Origin of the sequence: Paenibacillus sp. ACRRX, from assembly GCF_022346885.1 — a bacterium.
Taxonomy (GTDB): domain Bacteria; phylum Bacillota; class Bacilli; order Paenibacillales; family Paenibacillaceae; genus Paenibacillus_B.
Window position 1 is genome coordinate 408,216 of sequence record NZ_JAKRNK010000001.1, and the last position, 18,913, is coordinate 427,128.

An 18,913-nucleotide genomic window follows, 5' to 3' on the forward strand; every position below is an offset into this window, starting at 1 on the left:
TCTCCTCTTCCTTGCTGTCAAAATGGGGAAACCAAGCGAGATAGGCTTCTCTAATTATAGAACAAACGTTCCTGTTTGTCTAATATCAGCCAATGAAATTTAACATCATCAATTTGATAAGTAAATTCGCAATATATTAACAGCCATCCATATGCTATTTTTTCTGCCTACAGTAGTAAATACGGGGGGCTTTTTTTATTTGTCCGAATGTTTAGTAGATAAATTCTAATTTTAAATATTTAATTCTGTCGGATTCTGTAGGTTTTCGTGGGTACCCGATTAACTTTGAATAACCACCTATTTCATTCGAAGGAGAGGGGGACAGGGATGATTCATTTCCATCAGATTAATAAGCATTACGGTCCTTATCATGTGCTGAAAGATATTAATTTATCGATCAAACAAGGTGAGGTTGTCGTCGTGATCGGCCCGAGCGGATCTGGAAAAAGTACATTGGTACGCTGTATTAACCGCTTGGAGTTGGTTACGGACGGTGAATTGATTGTTGACGGTATGCGTGTAAATGACAAATCTATCGACATTAACCATCTGCGGCGCAATATCGGGATGGTATTCCAACATTTCAACTTGTACCCACACAAGACGGTACTGCAAAACATTACCCTTGCTCCTACAAAAGTAGCAGGCATGTCAAAGTTTGAGGCAGAAGAAGCGGCGATGCTAAACCTTGAGAAAGTAGGCATCGCTGATAAAGCTAATGCTTTTCCGTCCCAGTTGTCCGGCGGTCAGCAGCAGCGTGTCGCTATCGCACGGGGACTCGCAATGAAACCTAAAATTATGTTGTTCGACGAGCCTACCTCGGCACTAGATCCAGAAACAATCGGCGAAGTGCTGGACGTCATGCGACAGCTGGCGCGGGAAGGCATGACGATGGTGGTAGTCACTCACGAGATGGGTTTCGCCAAAGAAGTGGCGGATCGGATTGTATTTATGGATCAAGGCAGAATTATTGAAGAGGCGGAGCCATCACAAATTTTCACGCAACCATGCGAAGAGCGGGCTCGATTGTTCCTCAGTCGGATATTAAACCACTAAAATCATAAGGAGAGATGGATATGAAACGTTGGGGTAAAGTTATCGGATTATCGTTAGTTGTTGCACTTCTTGTAAGCGCTTTAGCAGGTTGCGTGAAACAAGCATCTGAAGCCGAAGGTTCGATTGCCAAAATTAAAAAGCAGGGCAAAATCATTGCAGGAGTCAAGTACGATTTGAACTTATTCGGATTAAAGGACCCCGCTAGTGGACAAGTGCAGGGTCTAGACATCGATATCGCAAAGCAGATCGCCAAGAAAGTTCTCGGGGACGAAAATGCAATTGAATTTATGGAAGTGACCTCTAAAACACGGATCCCCATGCTTAAAAACGGAGACATTGATATGATTGTGGCGACGATGACGATTACAGAAGAGAGAAAAAAAGAAATTGATTTCTCGGATGTATACTTTACGGCCGGCCAGTCATTGCTAGTGCCTAGTGACAGCGCAATCAACTCTATCAAAGATTTAACGAAGGATTCAAAAGTGCTGACTGCAAAGGGATCCACATCCGCAAAAAATGTTCGCGAGGCGGCGCCTGACGCCCAAGTCATGGAATTTGAAAACTATGCAGAGGCGTTTACCGCCTTAAAAGCGGGCCAAGGCATTGCATTAACAACCGATAATGCCTTGCTCTATGGAATGGCTAAGCAAGATAGTAAGTTTCGAGTGGTGGAGGAGACCTTTACAAAAGAGCCGTATGGTATAGGCATCCGTAAAGGTGATGAAGAATTTGCGAAATTAATCAACGATACGTTAAAAGAACTAACGGATAGCGGACAATACGTCCACATTTATGAAAAATGGATTGGAAAAAAACCGAACTAAGCGTAAATGTTGAGGGGATAAGCGTACGCCGCTCTTCTCCTCTTTCTTTTTAAAAAAGACTACAAGTCTAGGAGGGCAAAATATAGTGATTCAATTCTCGGTTCTTACGGAGCATCTCGACCGTTACTTGATCGGATTGGGGGGAACTGTTGCCGCGAGTGTTATTTCCCTCCTTGCGAGTTTTGTGCTGGGTGCCATTATCGCGGTGATCTGCATTACGCCTGTGAAGTCACTGCAATGGATTGGAACCGCCTACGTTGAGTTTTTCCGCAATATCCCCCTCATACTCATCGCATTTTTTGTGCTGGTTGGCGTTCCGCTCTTGACGGGTGCTATTTTGGTGCTGTTTATATCCGGACTTACAGCCTTGACGGTGTACACTTCTGCTTTCATTGCGGAAGTGATCCGTGCTGGAATCCAATCTGTTCCCAAAGGTCAAATGGAAGCAGCCCGCTCTTCTGGACTAACCTATCTTCAAGCTATGCGATATGTCATTATGCCACAAGCTATTAAATTAGTTATCCCTCCGTTAGGCAATCAATTTTTGAATCTGGTGAAAAATTCATCGATATTTACGGTGTTGTCGGCATCGGACTTAATGTATCAGGCTGATTTAATTAATTCGGATACGTTTGACACCTTCAGCACCTACATTTTTGCCGCATTGTTTTACTTGATCTTGACGATTCCGCTTAGTTTCGGTATCCGATACTTGGAGCGCAGGTTCCAACACGTAAAAGGAGTTGAGGCATAATGGATTTTATTGGCGCGTTGTCCCCGGTAAATATACAGTTTTTGCTGAGTGGTTTTTTAATCACGTTAGAGGTTGCGCTGATCTCCATTGCGGCTAGCTTTCTTATTAGTGTGGTTGTGGGTACTGTCCGATACGCACAAGTGCCTGTGTTAGGGAAGTTATTTGCGGTTATCGTAGAGACAATCCGCAACCTGCCACTGCTCTTGATTATCTTTTTTACTTACTTTGCTCTGCCTGAGATCGGAATTAAACTTGATAAATTTACAGCAGCGGTCATTGCGCTTGTCATTTTCGAGTCAGCCATGATTTCCGAAATCGTACGAGGGGGGCTAAACTCCGTCGAAAAGGGACTAATAGAGGCAGGTCGTTCATCCGGATTAACAGCGGTACAGACACTTACACACATTGTGCTGCCAATCGCGCTGCGCCGGATGGTGCCGCCAATGGTGAGCCAATTCATCTCGCTGTTAAAAGATACATCGCTTGCGGTAGTTATTGCGCTTCCGGAATTGATGAACCATGTACAGATCATCAACGGTCATCATATTAAGTACGTCATTCCGACGTTTTTGTTTGCCGCCCTCCTGTATTTTACAATCAATTATTTACTCTCGATCGCTTCGCGCAAGCTTGAAAATAAACATGTTTGAGCATTTTGTATAGACCTGAGCCTCAAATTATGCCTTTACAATCTCTTATCCTATTCCTAACATCGCTCTGATATTTCAGTGCTAACATAAATTATCAACTGTGTTAAGAGGTGAATAGAGGTGAATCACATGAAGAGAAGATGGTCACTCTTGTTGCTGACGCTAGCTGTTGCGCTGAGCTCGATTCCAATGGGAACAAGCGTGCAAGCGCAAGAGAGCAAAGGAAGCGAAGGAAAGGCAACGGTTGAGCTTGTAAGTGCAGGTTCGCACTGGAGCTACAACGATGAAGGAATTGATTATAGTCAGGCGATGAAGCAGGCTGTCTATGATTATTCTTCATGGAAATTGGGCCTTGCTCCATTTGGATACAAGGAGAAGAATGGCATCGCGACCAATGAGGTAGCTCCAGATTCTATATTCGATAAGGTTGCCACGACCATTAGCTTTGGCGGGAATGCAAAGAACAAGCACACGACAACGTATTTCAGCAAAGTGATTACGATTGATGAAGTTCGTGACTATGCTTCCTTTGAGGCGACTTTTGGTGTGGACGACGGCTATATGTTCTATGTGAATGGGGCAGAAATCAGCCGCGGTGGAATGCCGGATGGCGAGGTGACGTATGGGACTTTATCCACATCCTCAAAAGACAAGCCGGTTATTTATAAAGAGGATGTGAGCGCAAAGCTTAAGGCTGCACTGAAAAAAGGGAATAATACTTTGACCGTTGAGGTACATAATCAAAGCCTTTCCAGCTCAGACCTTTATTTCGATATGATGCTGACAGCTGTTCCTGCGTTGAAGCCGCTGCCGCTTGTCACACAAAGCTCACTATGGCGTTACAATGATGAGGGTATCGATCATAGTCGGACGGTTACGGACGTAACTTATGATTATTCGTCATGGAAGAGTGGCCTTGCCCCATTTGGCTATAAAGAAAAGAATGGTGCAGCGACTGATGACGTTATGCCGGATACCGTATTTGACAAGGTGTCCACAATGCTGGACTTCGGTCAAGACCGCAAGAACAAGCGTACGACCAGCTATTTGAGCAAAACGATAACGATTGCTGATCTGCGTGGTTATGGCTCGTTTGAAAGTGTGTTTGGCGCAGATGACGGCTTTATCTTCTATGTAAACGGTATTGAGGTGTTTCGAGGCGGGATGCCAGAGGGACCCGTAACATATGCAACCTTGGCAGCTTCAAATAAAGATAAGCCAGTAATTTATACTCCGGATTTGAATGAAGCATTAAAAAAATGGCTGCGTCCAGGGCCGAATGTACTGACGATCGAAGTTCACAACCAAAGCCCGTCGAGCTCAGACTTGTATTTCGACATGAAGCTGACTGCGCTGCCTGAGCAGGATAGCAATGGTGGTGGCACGAATCCTGGTGGCGGCAATGGTGGCAATCCTGGCAATCAAGGACAAGGCATTGTGATGCTGTCTAAAGATTCGAGTTGGAAGTATCTAGATGATGGATCTAACCAAGGAACAGCATGGCGGACAACGAGCTATAATGACTCTGGTTGGGCTTCAGGTCGCGGGCCGCTTGGATATCCAGCAGACGAATCAACGACCGCTTTTGGAAGTATTCAGCAGGTGATTAGCTATGGAAAGGATGCTGCGAAGAAGCATCCGACCACTTATTTTCGATCGACGATGGACGTAAATAACTTGTCGGCATACAACAAAATTGTCGGTCAATTTGGAATTGATGACGGTGTTATTCTCTATGTCAATGGTACAGAAGTCTATCGATACAACATGCCTGCGGGAGAACCTGATTACCAGACTTACAGTGCTACAACGTTAGGCAGCCCGACGACGGAAACCGCAGATTTGACACAAGCGCTTAAGAGTGTGCTAAAAGAAGGGCGTAATGTGCTGGCTGCGGAGGTTCACCAACGAAGTGGCAGCAGCTCAGATTTATATTGGGCGATGCAGTTGATCGCAAATCCTAAGGATGAGGGACAGGGCAATTCCGGAAACCTCATTCCAACGGCACTGTCGATGACATTTAATGGTGATCCGAGCACAACTCAAGGTTTTGCTTGGTATACCGACCCGAAGGTACAAGGAACAAAGCTGGAGCTTGCACCAACAGCTATCGTGACAGGGCCTACGCTGCCAGCGGGGCATACGTTGACATTTGAAGGAACGTCCATGGACGTTCAAGTCTATCAGACACGTTCTGATAAAAGTGCAGGCAAGCGAACGGTGTACGCAAGTCATAAGGTGTTGGCTCAAGGCCTGCAGCCGAATACAACCTACAGCTACCGAGTAGGTGACGGGCAGGATGGGCACTGGAGTGGCATCAGCACCTTTACAACGGCGAAGCCAAGTGATGAGGCGTATACGTTCCTGTATACAACAGATCCGCAAGGGACGACAGAGCCCGAATACGTCACATGGAATCATACGTTGGAGGAGGGGATGAAGAAGTTCCCTAGCTCCCGTTTCATAACGGTCACAGGTGATTTGGTTGATCATGGTGATATTGAAGACCAGTGGATGTGGATGCTGAATAAGCCGAAATCCATTTTTAAAGAAATACCGTTAGTTCCAACAGTGGGTAATCACGAGAACAAACTGAACAATAACTATTGGTATCATTTTAACTTGCCTAATATTTCATATACCGGAGCAAAGCCAGACGGATCGGTCTATTCCTTTGATTATGGAGCAGCTCACTTTATGGTCATTAATACGGAATATAATGAAGTGAAAGATGTTGATGTGGTGTACAAGAAGCAGGAGGAGTGGCTGCGTAAGGAAGCTGCAAAAAGCAATCAGAAGTGGAAGATCGTCATGTTCCATAAGTCCCCTTATTCAGTTGCCAGCCATACAGATGACAGCGATACCCTTTTCTTCCGTGATAAGCTGACATCGTTATTTGACGAGCTTGGTATTGATGTTGTGCTTAGTGGACACGATCACTCCTACACGCGGACATATCCAATGTACAACCATGAGCCGCAAAAGAACACGCCTTTAGATGGAAATGGAAGTCTGCTTAATCCGAAAGGCACCTTGTATTTGGTGAGCAATGCAGCAGGGGACAAACGGTATTCACCAAAGAAGGGACCGTTCCCGTTTGCTGAAAAATACGGTCAGCCGAATAAGGAGATGTTTACAGGTGTAACGGTGACCGAAGACAAAATCTCCTTTGACGTGTACACAACGACAGAGACAGGATCTACTGATCGTTATGATCAATTCAGCATCAAGAAGACAACACCTAAGCCGAACCTTGTACGCGAAGCGAAGCTTGGAGCGATTCAAAATGGCTCGGCTGCGGTGTCTTGGCTGGCACCTTCAAGTGGGCCAGAGATCACAAATTATCGAATTTATGAGAAGAGCGACCAGCTTGGACCGAACTGGAACGTTCAAATTCGACCTGAGCAAGGCAAAGCCTCTTACAGCTATATAGTTCAAGGATTGGATGCAGCGAAGAGCTATCAATTTGTGATTAAAGCCGTTAGCGGAAAAGTCAATGCCGATGGTGTTGTTGCGGTATTAAGTGACAGTGGTTCTGGAAATAACAACGGAAATGGCAACGGTAACGGAAATAATAATGGAAATGGTAACGGAAGCAGCTCTGGCGGGAATTCTGGAAGTGGCACAGGAACAAGCACAGGTAATGCCGGTGGCACCAGTAGCGAAAAGGATTCTTCTAAAACTGGCAGCGGCAGCACCGAAAATGGGAAGCCATCCCCTTCATTATCTGATGTAAGTGGTCATTGGGCAGAGAACGCTATTCGTGAGAGTGTGAATCGTGGTTTTATTACGGGGTATGCGGATGGTACTTTTAAGCCTAATAAGCAGGTGTCGCGAGCAGAATTAGTTGCGATGCTGACGAGAGCCCTCCAACGGTCGGGCGACGGTGCTGCACGAACATTTGCGGACCAAGACCAGATTCAACAATGGGCAGTACAGGCGATTAGACAAGGGGTTGAAGCGGGATGGGTGACTGGCTATAGCAATAACACCTTCCAGCCTAACCGTGCCTTAACTAGAACCGAATTGGCAGTAATTATTGTACGGACAGCAGGGCTTGAACCGAAGTCTCAAGCGAAGCTCAACTTTGCCGATGTGAAGCAGATTCCGGCTTGGGCTGTTCCGTATGTGGCAGCAGCTGCGGAGGCAGGCTACATTAAGGGTATTAGTGGCAATCGGTTTGCACCAAATGCGCATGCAACACGAGCCGAAGCTGTCAGTATGATTGTTAGCCTTTTAGCTCGTAACAACCGATAGTTTTAAATAGCAGGCTCCCCCAGAGTAATTGGGGGAGCCCTTTTTAATATCCATGTACTGTAGTGATCGCCTTCTCCAGAGCTATCCATCTGAAAATCTGAAACGGCAGCGTTACAGTACACAGGGCCAACAAAACAGCTAGCACCAAGGCACAGTTTGGTGGCGCTGATTCGGTTTTCATTTCTACTGCTTATTAGCCAAATTGGATTTATGCAAGCTGCTTAGTTAAAAAATGTAGGATTTACGCGACAATATACACTCTTTTCCAGTACGATAAGTGGAGAGGGAAAGGGGGATCACAGGTGGGAAGGAGCGGCAAATCGAAATGCGAGACTATAGATTGTTTATTTGGATCATCATTCTATTGTCGACAGGACTACTCGGTGAGGTAAAGATCACTCCGTTTGGAGGGGAGTTTCGATTTTCGCTCGGAATTATGGCTTATTTTTTCGGAATGTTATGGTTTTCAGTTCCTGTACTTGTAACGGGTATTTCTGCTGGACTATTTGTAGTTTCGTTCCGAATTGCAATGGATGGGATGCTGCACGGTATCCCTTTGGATGACGGGCTTGTTCAGCATTATCCCGTATTTTTCTATTATGTGACGTTCGCGGCAGTAATTTCGCTGCTTAAGATTAAAATGAACGTCGAATATCACTTGAAAGTTGCCTTTTTCGGCGCCTTTGCAGATATGGCATCCAATGGCGCAGAACTGTTGATCCGTATGGCCTCAGGCGAGTCTACTGGTATGACGTATCAAGAGATGATGTTGATCATCTTAGTTGGCTTGCTCCGCAGTTTCTTTGTTGTAGGGCTGTGCAATATGCTGGCCATTCGGCAGGTAAGAGCGCTGGGGGAACAAAGACGCTTGGAATTGGAGCGTTTAATGATGATTAATTCAGATTTGTTTGCTGAGGCTTTTTATCTCAAGAAGTCCATGTCTCATATTGAAGAAATTACACGTGAAAGCTACCAGTTATACAAATCACTCAAAAAGGAGTCGTACCCGTATTCAGCACAAGCTCTTCATATTGCAGAGCATGTGCATGAAGTCAAAAAAGATTCGGAACGGATTTTAGCCGGTTTATTTAAGATCATCCAACAGGAACGTATGCTGTCAAAGCGTATTGTTATTTCAGATTTGTGTGCCATGGTGGTTCGCGCAAATGCCAATTACAGCTTGCTGCTCGGCAAACAGGTCGAAATCAAAGCGTGTACGGACATCAACTTGTCCACAAACGAGATTTATCCACTGCTTTCCGTACTGAATAACATCGTATCGAATGCGGTAGAAGCCATTACACAGCAAGGACATATTCGGTTGCAGGGAGAGTTATGCGATGATTGCATTTTGTTCTCCGTCACGGACAATGGCCCAGGCATATGTGCTGATGAAATGGACATGATTTTTCATCCTGGATTTACGACCAAATTTGATGCTGCAGGAAACGCATCAACAGGCATTGGGCTTTCCCACGCTGCGGACATCGTTCGCTTGCTGGGGGGAGACCTTAACGTTTGCAGCGATACAGACTTTACGCGCTTCGAAGTACGTATTCCTGTGGAACGTTTAACGCAAAGGGAGGCTGTTGAAGGTGCTCAAATTTTATGTGGTTGAAGACGATCCTGCTGTTCGCAAAATGTTATCGCGCATCGTGGCCGAAAGTGGCCTAGGCGAGGTCATCGGCGAAGCCGAAGATGGAGCTTGTGCGTCTGTAATAGCCGTTCAAGCTGCGGATGTTGTAATCATTGATCTGTTGATGTCGGGCCGTGACGGCATTGAAACCGTCAAAGCGCTGCGGGAAGCAAATTACAGTGGCAGATTTATTATGATCTCCCAAGTGGAGAACAAGGAAATGATAGGCGAGGCTTACCAGCAAGGTGTCGATACTTTTATCCAGAAGCCCATTAATCGCTTGGAAGTTCTAGCTGTGCTGCGACGTGTGTCTGATCACCTGATGTTAGAGAAATCGATGCAGGCGATTCGTAACTCACTTCGTTTGTTGGAGGTGTCAGGGACAGTAGATATGAAGCCAGGAAGGCTCCTTAAGAAGGAGAGATCGATTGAACAGCAAGCGCGCTCCTTGCTGCTGCAATTAGGAATTGCAGGCGAGGCGGGCACTTCTGACCTCATTCGTATTATGAAATGGCTAAAAACGCAGGAGCAAGCGCAGCAAATTCTGCCTGACTTGCCGCCACTCAAAACCATCTATGAACAATTGGCGATCAGCAGTCCTCAACAGCCCGGAGCAAACCTGCAAAAGGATGTGCGTGCAATTGAGCAGAGAATACGAAGATTAGTTATGCAAACGCTTACTCACCTGTCGTCATTAGGCTTAAACGATTACGGTCACCCGACATTTGAATATTTTGCTGCACGGTTGTTTGACTTTCAGGAAGTCCGCCTGCGCATGCGAGAACTGGAGGAACCAAGCAAGTCGTCCGCTTCAAAATTAAACCTCAGGAAATTTTTATATGTTTTTTATGTAGAGTCCTGTTCCGTAAGTGAATAATATCAGTTCCAAAACAGGTGAAAACTGCTAGATCACCTCGATTTCTGTTAACCTCTTTAATGTCTGCATTCTAAGCTGAGTATAATCCTCTTCGTATATCCAGGTCTTTTCTATTTATCTTTGTCCTTCATCGAGTAACAATTTGAGCAATTAGATTACATGAACTTGTCCAGTAAACTAAACAGGACAGAAGAATTGAAAATGTATATCCGTTAACTTTGTTGTAAATCAGTCCATGATATGACAATTAGTTGAACCTAGGTAATTACAACTCAAGACACGATAAGCAAGCTTATACCGGTGTGCAATCGGTGTCAGCTTGTTTTGGCTCGAATGGTGCTTGAAACTGATGCGAAGCGTATATAAGCGCATAAAACAACAGCGGTCTACATAAGGTGGAAAAGTGATTGTATTCGAACTGCTCATCATAATGTGGAAGTAGCATTACCGATAAAGGAGATCGAGAACATGAAAAAGTTATTAAGTCTGTTACTTGTATCTACAATGAGTGTGGTGCTTCTAGCTGGAATGGCATCTCCGACCGTCAAAGCGGAAGAGCAGAGAAACAACGCCGTTGTGAGCATCTCGAACAAAATCGACACGATGTTAAAAAGTGATCCGTCGTGGGGTAATTATTTTGTTAAGCATACGGTGGAAGAATCGATATTACAGGGGAGCAATATCGAAGGTACAACGGTATCTAATGTCGAAACATTAACGGTAGGTGACTCTTTTCTTACTAACCATACAGCTCAGGAGCAAACTCTAACCTCGAGTTCATTTGAATATGAATTTCTGGAAACAACCAGTACGACCAATACAACAGGGTGGACATTTGGCTATGAATATAATGCTTCTCTAAGTGTACTCGTCGCAACGGCTTCACATACCTTCCGTGTAGACTATGATATGTCCACTTCGCAGACCAAAGAAAAGTCTATTACTAGAACGCTTATTGTACCTCCTCAGAACGTGATTGTTCCAGCAGGGAAAACATATCGAGTAAATTATGTATTTGATAAATTGAAAGTATCGGGCAGAAATACCTTATTGGCCGATATATTCGGACTATCCTTCTACAGTATTTTCTGGGATTCACCTGAATCGATTGGGATTGCCCTCAACTATGCCAGTGATAAACAAGGATTAATTCGTGTGGAACGCGAGGATCGCCCCATATTTGATAAATTACGTTATGGCGTGAGAGCAGAAGGGGAGGGACGGTTCAGTACGGAGTATGGCACTCGGCTGTACGTAACGGTAGATGACGTGACTAACCCCAGTAAGCCTATTTCAGTGGAAACACGAATTGTGAACAACACAACTCCGAATCGGTGGTCAGGAATAAAACCTATTTATAAGTAGATTATGATCAAGGAAACAAACAAGCCGCCTCTATTATTGGGGGCGGTTTTTATCGTTTTAACGGGGGTTTCATAATAAAAATATGGATTTAAAACTCATATTAAAAAAGTAAGTAAATTATTTTATTGTAGTAACAAAGAAAAGGTTGACTTACTTTTATGATGTAACTATAATAGTTACATCAGGGAGATCATTACACATCATAATATAATTTGATCAAGGAATCCTCTTAATCAGGATCTTATCCAGAAGTGTAAAGGTCGCAAGCCATCTTCACACAATTGCTGTTAACCGCAAGGATTATATTTGACGAAAACCAAGTGCAGCTAGAAAGGCGTGAAAAGATGACTTTAAAAATTAAAGTATATTCCGACTTTATATGTCCATTCTGTTTTCTGGGCAAGGGGCCATTGGATGAAATTGTAAAGGAAAAGGACGTCGAGGTAGAGTGGATGCCATTTGAATTACGACGCAGCCCACAGCCAAAGATTGATCCTTGGCAGGAACCTGACAAGTTGAGTTCTTGGGATTCTTATATTCTCCCAACTGCGAAGAAGTTAGGCATCGAGATGCGACTGCCGCGATTATCCCCGCACCCATATACGCATTTGGCTTTTGAAGGTTGTCAATTTGCGAAGGAACGCGGGAAGGGAAATGAATTTCACCACAGAGTGTTCACGGCCTTTTTTCAAGAAGAGCAGAATATCGAGGACGTTGAAGTATTAACGAACTTGGCTGGGGATGTCGGTCTACCGATGGAGGAATTCAAAGAAGCACTGGAGTCACGCCAATATAGCGAAGCGCATCAGGCTGCTTTGCAGCATGCGTATGAAGAAGCTCGTATTAACGCCGTACCAACGTTTGTAATTGGTAATGAAGTGGTTAAAGGTATGGCCAGCAAGGAAAGATTGGCTGCTATTATTGATCGCGAACTAGCCAAGGTCTAATACAAACGACAACATATAACATACAAATTTGGAGGTTTTCTACATGTCAGCTGCTACTACTAACTTAAAAGATGTTTTAATTAACCGTCGTTCTGTTCGTAAAGTAGGAAAGAGCGCTTTAATTACGAAAGAAAAAATTCAAGAAGTGATACAGACAGCTCTGCATGCGCCTACTTCTTTTAATATGCAAAGTGGCCGTATCGTTGTCCTGATGGATGGCGAACATGAGAAACTGTGGGATATCGTAAAAGAAACGCTGCGTTCCCGTGTTCCGGCAGAAAATTTCGAAGCGACAGTTGAACGATTGACAGGCTTCCGTGAGGGTGCAGGCACAATTTTGTTCTTTGAAAACCAAGAAACGATCCGTACGATGCAAGAGAAAGCTGCATCCTACAAAGATCAGTTTCCATTCTGGTCGCATCAAGGCAGTGCCATGCTCCAGTATGCAGTGTGGTTAACATTGTCCGCAGAAGGTATCGGTGCATCTGTTCAGCATTACAATCCGATCATCGATGAAGAAGTAAAGAACGTGTGGAACATTCCGCAGGACTGGAGCTTGGTTGCGCAAATGCCATTTGGCGAAGCGAAGGAACAGGCAGGAGAGAAAGCATTCTTGCCGCTTGAAGATGTTGTGAAGTTCTTCTAAGCAACGTCGCGCCGCTGGTTTATCGAGTATGGATATGGTATAGATTATAAATGTATGATGAATGCTTTAACATCAATAAAAGGGTCGAGCGAACTTGCTCGGCCCTTTTATTGATGTGGAGTAGGTGTAAATTATAGCTGCAAGTAAGGTGCGTAATTGTCAAAATCGATGATAAGCGTATGGGCTTGGTTGATGGTGGGGACAGGGCTGATAGGGAGCAGGATAACCGTACTGAGGCTGCGGAACAGCTGTATGCGGATGGTAACCCTGCGGCTGATGAGATGGATGATGCGGATGAGGTTGCGAATATGCCCGTTGTTCATTTTGCCCATTTGTTCCAGCAGGCCGCATACAGTTGGCAGGAGGACCAATCACAACTGTTTTGGTGATCGGTTGGAGCGCAGAGGTAATCTGTTCCTCGTTTAAACAATAAGTATGAGCCAATACTTCTTTAGGCGTAAGGCGAAGCACATCTGAGCCAAATATGACCGTTGGCGCAGGCTGATCAAATATGGCAAGCGCATGAGTTTGGTCTGTTAACGCTGTTTCCCAGTGCCACCATCCTTTAGGAATATTGACGACCTGACCTGGCTTCAGCCGATAATTTAATACTTGATTGGTGAACGCATTTAGAATTCCGATAAATAGTTCGCCTGAAATTGTATATACTAATTCAGCTTCATTGGGATGCCAATGAGGTTCAACTGTTTGTCCCTCGCTGAGAAAGATGTCAAGTAAAGATACATTTTCCAAAGAAGGTAATTGGACATTGGACAATACATTGATGTAGTTGTTATCGTCTTTTTTAAAAAACGAGCTGCTGTTTACATCAAAAGATAAATTCAAAGAGGGGGACTGAAAATCTGGAGTCGCCATGGTGATCATACACCCTTTCCGAGATTCATATCGTATTTGCGGCACAGCGCATTATATGCGAATGCCCACATGGGGGTGAGCATCTCTGTTAGGCAACATGAAAGGGAGCCTATAGTTATGGTAAGATATAAGTATATCTAATATTACATAGTCGGGAGGAATCAGATATGATCAGATTAGCAAAGCCAGAGGACAGTAAACATATTATTCCCCTTATGATGGAAGCAATAGGTACTATTGCATTTGATTTGTCGGGGACGGAAAACATAGAAACGACTGTAGACGTACTGGAACAGTATTTTTTACAATCTGGCAATCGTCTAAGTTGGGATAACAGCATCGTATGGGAGCAAGACGGGGTACCGCTCGGCTACGCGTTATTTTATGAGGGCAGCAATGTGATCGCATTGGACCAGCCGTTGGAAGCACGCTTATCTGAATTGCGTGGGGAGCCAGTTCAACTTGTTAAGGAAGCGCTGCCAGGGGAATTTTATTTGGATTCGCTAGCGGTAGATGCTTCACAGCGTGGACAAGGCATCGGCAAGCAGCTTATGGCCGCTTTTGAAGATGAAGCAAGAACACGAGGTTTGTCAAAGGCGTCATTACTGGTGAACGTGGCAAATAACAGGGCAAAGCAGTTGTATGAAGTGCAGGGATATGAGGGAGACGGCCTTGTCATAACAATTGCTGGTGAACATTATGAGCACATGGTAAAAAAAGTATAGAACTTAACTGTTAATCCATGAGAGAAAGAGGTCTGCTGCTCAACGCGGCAGTCCTCTTTTTCTATATGCGGCTTCTCCATCAAGGGCAAGATTATGAAAGAAAAAGTGTATATTTATGAGAATATAACTAAACTATGCTTTAATTTCTGAAAGGGCTGAAAAACGTATCAATTGGAAGATTGAACCTGATAAATGGCAATGTATTCGTTTTCTTCAAAATTAGAGCGGTTTTACTTTTCGACGTTAAATGCGATATTTTGTAAGTAGAAATTATAAACTACCATAATTACACAGAGAGTAGGTGCAACACTACATCCGAATTTATGCATATATGTCGGCTACGTTATACGCATAAATACCTGTCTAGATCTCCCCAATTTCAGATCCATTTTTCGTCAATCTCTCGTAAGTGTCTTCTTCATTTCGTATCATTACATTTCCCTGTTGTTCAAGGTTCAATTTCATCATACTTGTTATGCACACAAACTAAGATAGCGATATCTTATGTGTGTTCTTTGATCATATGAACAACACCTATTTTGTTACGCCAAAGAGCAGTAGATAGAGAAGAAGGAGTGAATACCATGCAATACTTTTTGTATTTATCGACGATTGTGTTCCTTGTCTTTCAGCTTCTTTATACGGTCATTCCGCTTTTATTCAGTAAAGTGAGAAAGTTAGATGTAACCTTTGATGAAAAATCAATTTCCGTACTTGTTCCGGCTTACAATGAGGAGCTTACGATCAAGAATTGTATAGATGCGATGGAGGGTTTGAACTATCAGAATCATGAGATCATTATCATTAACGATGGTTCCAAGGATAGCACTCTTGCCAAATTAGAAGAATTATTAGAATTAGTCCCGGACAGCAGAAAGCCAGATAACAAGCTTACATACAAATCGATCAAGGGAATATACAGATCACAGCTGTACCCGCATATATTTGTGATCGATAAGCTTAACGGCGGCAAAGCAGATTCGCTTAATGCGGGTATTGACTGTGCCAATGCGGACATTGTGATTACTTTAGATGCAGACAGCATGCTGGAAGTGAATTCATTAAAATATGTCAATCAATACTTTCAAGACGATGAGATTATTGCGCTTGGTGGAACGGTTAAGATTGTACAGGGCGCTGAACGCAAAGATGGTGTCATCTTTGAGAAATTTAAAGGTAAAGGACTTATTAAAAGTCAAATTATTAATTACATCCACGGGTTCTATGTCCGCAAGCTAACGCAATCTTTCTTTAATTCTATTGTGGTAATCTCCGGTGCGTTCGGAGCCTTCTATAAAGATATTCTAGTCGAGGTAAATGGCTTCAGGAGTACGGTTGGCGAGGATATCGATATAACCCTCAAAATTCATAAATATTTGAAAGCCAACAAGCTGAAAAAGAAGCTGGTATATGCGCCGGAAGCCGTATGCTACACGGAATGCCCCGAAAATCTTAAAAATTTCTACAAGCAACGTATTCGTTGGCAAAAAGCATTTGTGGATTGCATTTTAATCTACTGGTCGAAGCTATCGCAAAAATTTACGGTGGGTGTAAGTTTGTTCTTCGCCATTGACGGCTTTATATTAGGCACGTTCACCGCGTTTACCACGATATTTTATATTATACAAGCACTGCTCTCGGGAGATAATCTTCTGCAAGCTATAGTCTTGTTCCTCGTAACGTTAGTTGTAAATGCAGTTCAAATTCTGATCTCACTTTTCCTATGCAAGAAATATGGCAGTAATTATTCATTTTTCGACTATGTCAAGATGTTTGTATTCAGTCAATACGAGCTGCTCACGTATCGTAACATACTATTGTACATTAACATCGTCGGTACGTTTAAGTACTTTGACAATGATGAGGGTTGGGGCTTTGTAGAACGAAAAGGCGTCGCAACCATTAGCCAGAACGTGGCAGCTAGTTCTCAATAAGTTATTCAGGGGGCAACTATGAACAGCATATTTCAGAATAAACGAATCGTATATGTGGATATACTCCGTATTTTATCGATCGCAGCCGTAATTATTCTCCACATCACCGCCGACTTACTGACTCGGACCAACGATTTTAACACGGGTTCCTGGTGGATTAGCAATCTGTTTAATTCCGTATCACGCTTTGCGGTACCTGTGTTTTTTATGATAAGCGGCGCGATGATCTTGCGTGTTGAGGTCAAGTCCTATAAAGATTTTTATCTCAAGCGGGTTGTGCCCCTGCTTATCCCTTTATTCACTTGGTCCCTGATCTATGATCTGTACAGCCAGTATTATATTCTCAAAAGCAACATGGGAGTTGGCGAGTTTATACTGGACTTTGGGTATAGATTACTGACGGATCGAAACTACGTACATTTATGGTTCTTATACGCTATTATCGCTATTTATGCGACTGTTCCTCTGATTAGTAAATTGGTTAAAGTATGTTCGCAAAAAGATATTCGTTATTATTTGCTCTTATGGTTTATTGTGAGTGTGGTGTATCGGTTTGTGTCAGATGTCGTATTCCGACTGACCGATCAGTACATTAATATTCCGATTTTAAATATTCCCTTTTTTACAGGGTTCCTCGGGTACTTTGTTCTAGGCTATTACTTGTTTAACTTTGATCTTTCGGATAAATGGAAAAATATTGTGTACAACCTAGGTATCGTATCCTTCTTCCTGACTCCTGTAGCGACTTATTTTGCTTCACTCCACAGCGGGGTGCTAGATGAGATGTTCTACGGCAACTACTCTGTTACGACTTTCTTCATGGCCGTTGGTATGTTTGTTTTCTTCAAAGAGAAAGAGACATCAATTAGCGAAAAAACAAATCATAAAGTGAAAAAAATGATCAGCTCTTTATCCAAAGCAAGCTTCAGCATCTACCTCATCCATTTATTGGTTGATCTTCTGGTATCTCGCAGAGTGGAAGTGGAGGCTACAATGCTTCAGACGAGTACTAGCCTTATCTTTAACATATTTGCGATATTCTCGATCAGTTATGTAACGGTTAAAGTATTAAATCTGAATAAATTCATTACGCAAATATTATTCGGCGGAAGAGGGTAGAGCAACGATGAAAATAAGTATATACACCAAGGTTTTTGTAGCTCTGCTGCTGGTTGGAATGGGAATCTATTTCTTTCAGATTGCCAATGCGGAAGAAAAAAAAGTAACAACGGTCTATATTGAAGCGTGGCGTGATCCAAAGGATGTTCATTTGACAGAGAAAAAAGTAGATATCGCTTTTGTAGCATTTGCAAAGATTGACGGAACCAATCTGTATTTTCATAAGGATGTTACAGCCAACAATCAGATCAAGGAAAACATTAAACAGCTAAAGGCTAATAACCAGGGCACAAAGATGGTGCTGGCGGTTGGTGGTTATGGTGTAGATGGATTCTCTGATGCGGCAATGGACGGAAATCGGTATTTATTTACAGAAAATATAATAAGCATGGTAAAAGAACTGGATTTGGACGGTGTTGATATCGATTGGGAGTATCCCGCATTTGACGCATGGAAGACTCAGAAAGCTCGTCCCGAAGATACTAAGAACTTTACAAGTCTTATGAGAGAACTTCGAGAAAAGCTTAATCGACTGCCGCATAAAAACAAATCGAAATATTTGTTAACCTTTGCTTCGGGAACGCAGGATTGGTATTTTAAAAATGTAGAAGTCAAACAGGTGGAGAAATACGTCGATTACATTAACGTTATGAGCTACGACATGACAGGACGCTGGTCGGATACGACAGGCTTTAATTCCAACTTGTATATCGACAAACAAAATAAATCGAAGCTCAGTATTGATAAGGTCATTACCAAATACTTGGAACACGATATTGATAGCAAGAAGCTGTTGCTGGGTGTGCCAGCTTATTCATATGGTTGGAAAGGCGTTAAAAGCAAGAAAGACGGATTATTCGAGTTGGGTAAACCGATTGATATCGTCAAAACAGATCTCAGCTACAAAACGCTTATGGACAAGTATATGAACAAAAAAGGATTCAAACGCTACTTTGACGAGAAGGCACAGGCTGCTTATTTGTACGATGGTGATATCTTCATCAGCTATGAGGATAAGGAAGCGCTGAAGGCAAAAGTGGCCTATATCAAGCAGAAAGATCTCGCAGGAGCTATGGTATGGGAATATTCGCAGGATGCAGATGACGGGATAGTGAAATATTTGTCCGAGAACTTAAATAAAGAATGACAGTCTAAGATTAAGAGCCTGAAATTGAGGTTATATATAATATAGTATGGACATGCTATGTTATTGGAACGCCTATGCAAAGCATAAAAGGAGCGAT

General features: G+C 43.3%; 15 protein-coding genes. 14 read left to right on the forward strand and 1 reads right to left on the reverse strand.

All coding sequences use genetic code 11. The annotated features are described in order from the left end of the window. The first annotated feature begins 327 nt into the window (after positions 1-327). The 10 genes from MH117_RS01795 to MH117_RS01840 all read left to right on the forward strand — a co-directional run bounded on the left by MH117_RS01795 (position 328) and on the right by MH117_RS01840 (position 13,015). Entirely contained in the window at positions 328-1,056 is a 729-nt protein-coding gene (locus tag MH117_RS01795; RefSeq protein ID WP_239326777.1) for an amino acid ABC transporter ATP-binding protein, read from the forward strand. Between the two features lie 20 nt (positions 1,057-1,076). Continuing rightward, positions 1,077-1,883: a transporter substrate-binding domain-containing protein gene (locus tag MH117_RS01800; protein ID WP_239326779.1), complete on the forward strand. Its 807-nt coding sequence runs from the start codon at positions 1,077-1,079 to the stop codon at positions 1,881-1,883. A gap of 85 nt (positions 1,884-1,968) precedes the next feature. Continuing rightward, entirely contained in the window at positions 1,969-2,637 is a 669-nt protein-coding gene (locus tag MH117_RS01805; protein WP_239326781.1) for an amino acid ABC transporter permease, read from the forward strand. Beyond that, entirely contained in the window at positions 2,637-3,287 is a 651-nt protein-coding gene (locus tag MH117_RS01810) for an amino acid ABC transporter permease (protein WP_239326783.1), read from the forward strand. The genes MH117_RS01805 and MH117_RS01810 overlap by 1 nt, the downstream gene beginning before the upstream one ends. 129 nt (positions 3,288-3,416) lie before the next feature. Then, complete coding sequence (locus tag MH117_RS01815; RefSeq protein WP_239326785.1) at positions 3,417-7,544, forward strand: S-layer homology domain-containing protein; 4,128 nt, start codon at positions 3,417-3,419, stop codon at positions 7,542-7,544. Positions 7,545-7,869: 325 nt separating this feature from the next. Next, positions 7,870-9,162, forward strand: a complete 1,293-nt coding sequence (locus tag MH117_RS01820) for a sensor histidine kinase (protein ID WP_239326787.1) — start codon at positions 7,870-7,872, stop codon at positions 9,160-9,162. After that, the gene (locus MH117_RS01825; RefSeq protein WP_239326789.1) at positions 9,140-10,057 is read left to right on the forward strand and encodes a response regulator; all 918 of its coding nucleotides are present in this window, start codon (positions 9,140-9,142) and stop codon (positions 10,055-10,057) included. The genes MH117_RS01820 and MH117_RS01825 overlap by 23 nt, the downstream gene beginning before the upstream one ends. A 468-nt stretch (positions 10,058-10,525) precedes the next feature. Further along, complete coding sequence (locus MH117_RS01830) at positions 10,526-11,422, forward strand: ETX/MTX2 family pore-forming toxin (protein WP_239326791.1); 897 nt, start codon at positions 10,526-10,528, stop codon at positions 11,420-11,422. 344 nt (positions 11,423-11,766) lie between these two features. Continuing rightward, complete coding sequence (locus MH117_RS01835; protein ID WP_239326793.1) at positions 11,767-12,369, forward strand: DsbA family oxidoreductase; 603 nt, start codon at positions 11,767-11,769, stop codon at positions 12,367-12,369. A gap of 43 nt (positions 12,370-12,412) precedes the next feature. Further along, the gene (locus MH117_RS01840) at positions 12,413-13,015 is read left to right on the forward strand and encodes a nitroreductase family protein (protein ID WP_239326795.1); all 603 of its coding nucleotides are present in this window, start codon (positions 12,413-12,415) and stop codon (positions 13,013-13,015) included. Positions 13,016-13,174: 159 nt separating this feature from the next. Here MH117_RS01840 and MH117_RS01845 read toward each other — a convergent pair whose 3' ends face one another. Then, a complete protein-coding gene (locus tag MH117_RS01845; protein ID WP_239326797.1) occupies positions 13,175-13,891 on the reverse strand; it encodes a cupin domain-containing protein in 717 nt (238 codons plus the stop codon). Between the two features lie 167 nt (positions 13,892-14,058). Between MH117_RS01845 and MH117_RS01850 the strand changes: the two genes are divergently transcribed. From MH117_RS01850 to MH117_RS01865, 4 genes are all read left to right on the forward strand, one after another. Then, on the forward strand, positions 14,059-14,616 hold the full coding sequence (locus MH117_RS01850) for a GNAT family N-acetyltransferase (protein ID WP_239326799.1): 558 nt from the start codon (positions 14,059-14,061) through the stop codon (positions 14,614-14,616). A 584-nt stretch (positions 14,617-15,200) separates the two neighbouring features. Beyond that, a complete protein-coding gene (locus MH117_RS01855) occupies positions 15,201-16,550 on the forward strand; it encodes a glycosyltransferase family 2 protein (RefSeq protein WP_239326801.1) in 1,350 nt (449 codons plus the stop codon). Between the two features lie 18 nt (positions 16,551-16,568). Next, positions 16,569-17,669 carry an acyltransferase gene (locus tag MH117_RS01860; RefSeq protein ID WP_239326803.1) on the forward strand — a complete coding sequence of 367 codons (1,101 nt, stop codon included), beginning with the start codon at positions 16,569-16,571 and terminating at the stop codon, positions 17,667-17,669. A gap of 7 nt (positions 17,670-17,676) precedes the next feature. Continuing rightward, entirely contained in the window at positions 17,677-18,816 is a 1,140-nt protein-coding gene (locus tag MH117_RS01865; RefSeq protein WP_239326804.1) for a glycoside hydrolase family 18 protein, read from the forward strand. Positions 18,817-18,913 lie beyond the last annotated feature (97 nt).

Excerpts from the sequence above, each read along its gene's own strand:
- MH117_RS01795 (WP_239326777.1), top strand. The coding sequence starts at position 328 with ATGATTCATTTCCATCAGATTAATAAGCATTACGGTCCTTATCATGTG.
- MH117_RS01800 (WP_239326779.1), top strand. The coding sequence starts at position 1,077 with ATGAAACGTTGGGGTAAAGTTATCGGATTATCGTTAGTTGTTGCACTT.
- MH117_RS01810 (WP_239326783.1), top strand. The coding sequence starts at position 2,637 with ATGGATTTTATTGGCGCGTTGTCCCCGGTAAATATACAGTTTTTGCTG.
- MH117_RS01815 (WP_239326785.1), top strand. The coding sequence starts at position 3,417 with ATGAAGAGAAGATGGTCACTCTTGTTGCTGACGCTAGCTGTTGCGCTG.
- MH117_RS01820 (WP_239326787.1), top strand. The coding sequence starts at position 7,870 with ATGCGAGACTATAGATTGTTTATTTGGATCATCATTCTATTGTCGACA.
- MH117_RS01830 (WP_239326791.1), top strand. The coding sequence starts at position 10,526 with ATGAAAAAGTTATTAAGTCTGTTACTTGTATCTACAATGAGTGTGGTG.
- MH117_RS01835 (WP_239326793.1), top strand. The coding sequence starts at position 11,767 with ATGACTTTAAAAATTAAAGTATATTCCGACTTTATATGTCCATTCTGT.
- MH117_RS01840 (WP_239326795.1), top strand. The coding sequence starts at position 12,413 with ATGTCAGCTGCTACTACTAACTTAAAAGATGTTTTAATTAACCGTCGT.
- MH117_RS01845 (WP_239326797.1), bottom strand. The coding sequence starts at position 13,891 with ATGGCGACTCCAGATTTTCAGTCCCCCTCTTTGAATTTATCTTTTGAT.
- MH117_RS01850 (WP_239326799.1), top strand. The coding sequence starts at position 14,059 with ATGATCAGATTAGCAAAGCCAGAGGACAGTAAACATATTATTCCCCTT.
- MH117_RS01855 (WP_239326801.1), top strand. The coding sequence starts at position 15,201 with ATGCAATACTTTTTGTATTTATCGACGATTGTGTTCCTTGTCTTTCAG.
- MH117_RS01860 (WP_239326803.1), top strand. The coding sequence starts at position 16,569 with ATGAACAGCATATTTCAGAATAAACGAATCGTATATGTGGATATACTC.
- MH117_RS01865 (WP_239326804.1), top strand. The coding sequence starts at position 17,677 with ATGAAAATAAGTATATACACCAAGGTTTTTGTAGCTCTGCTGCTGGTT.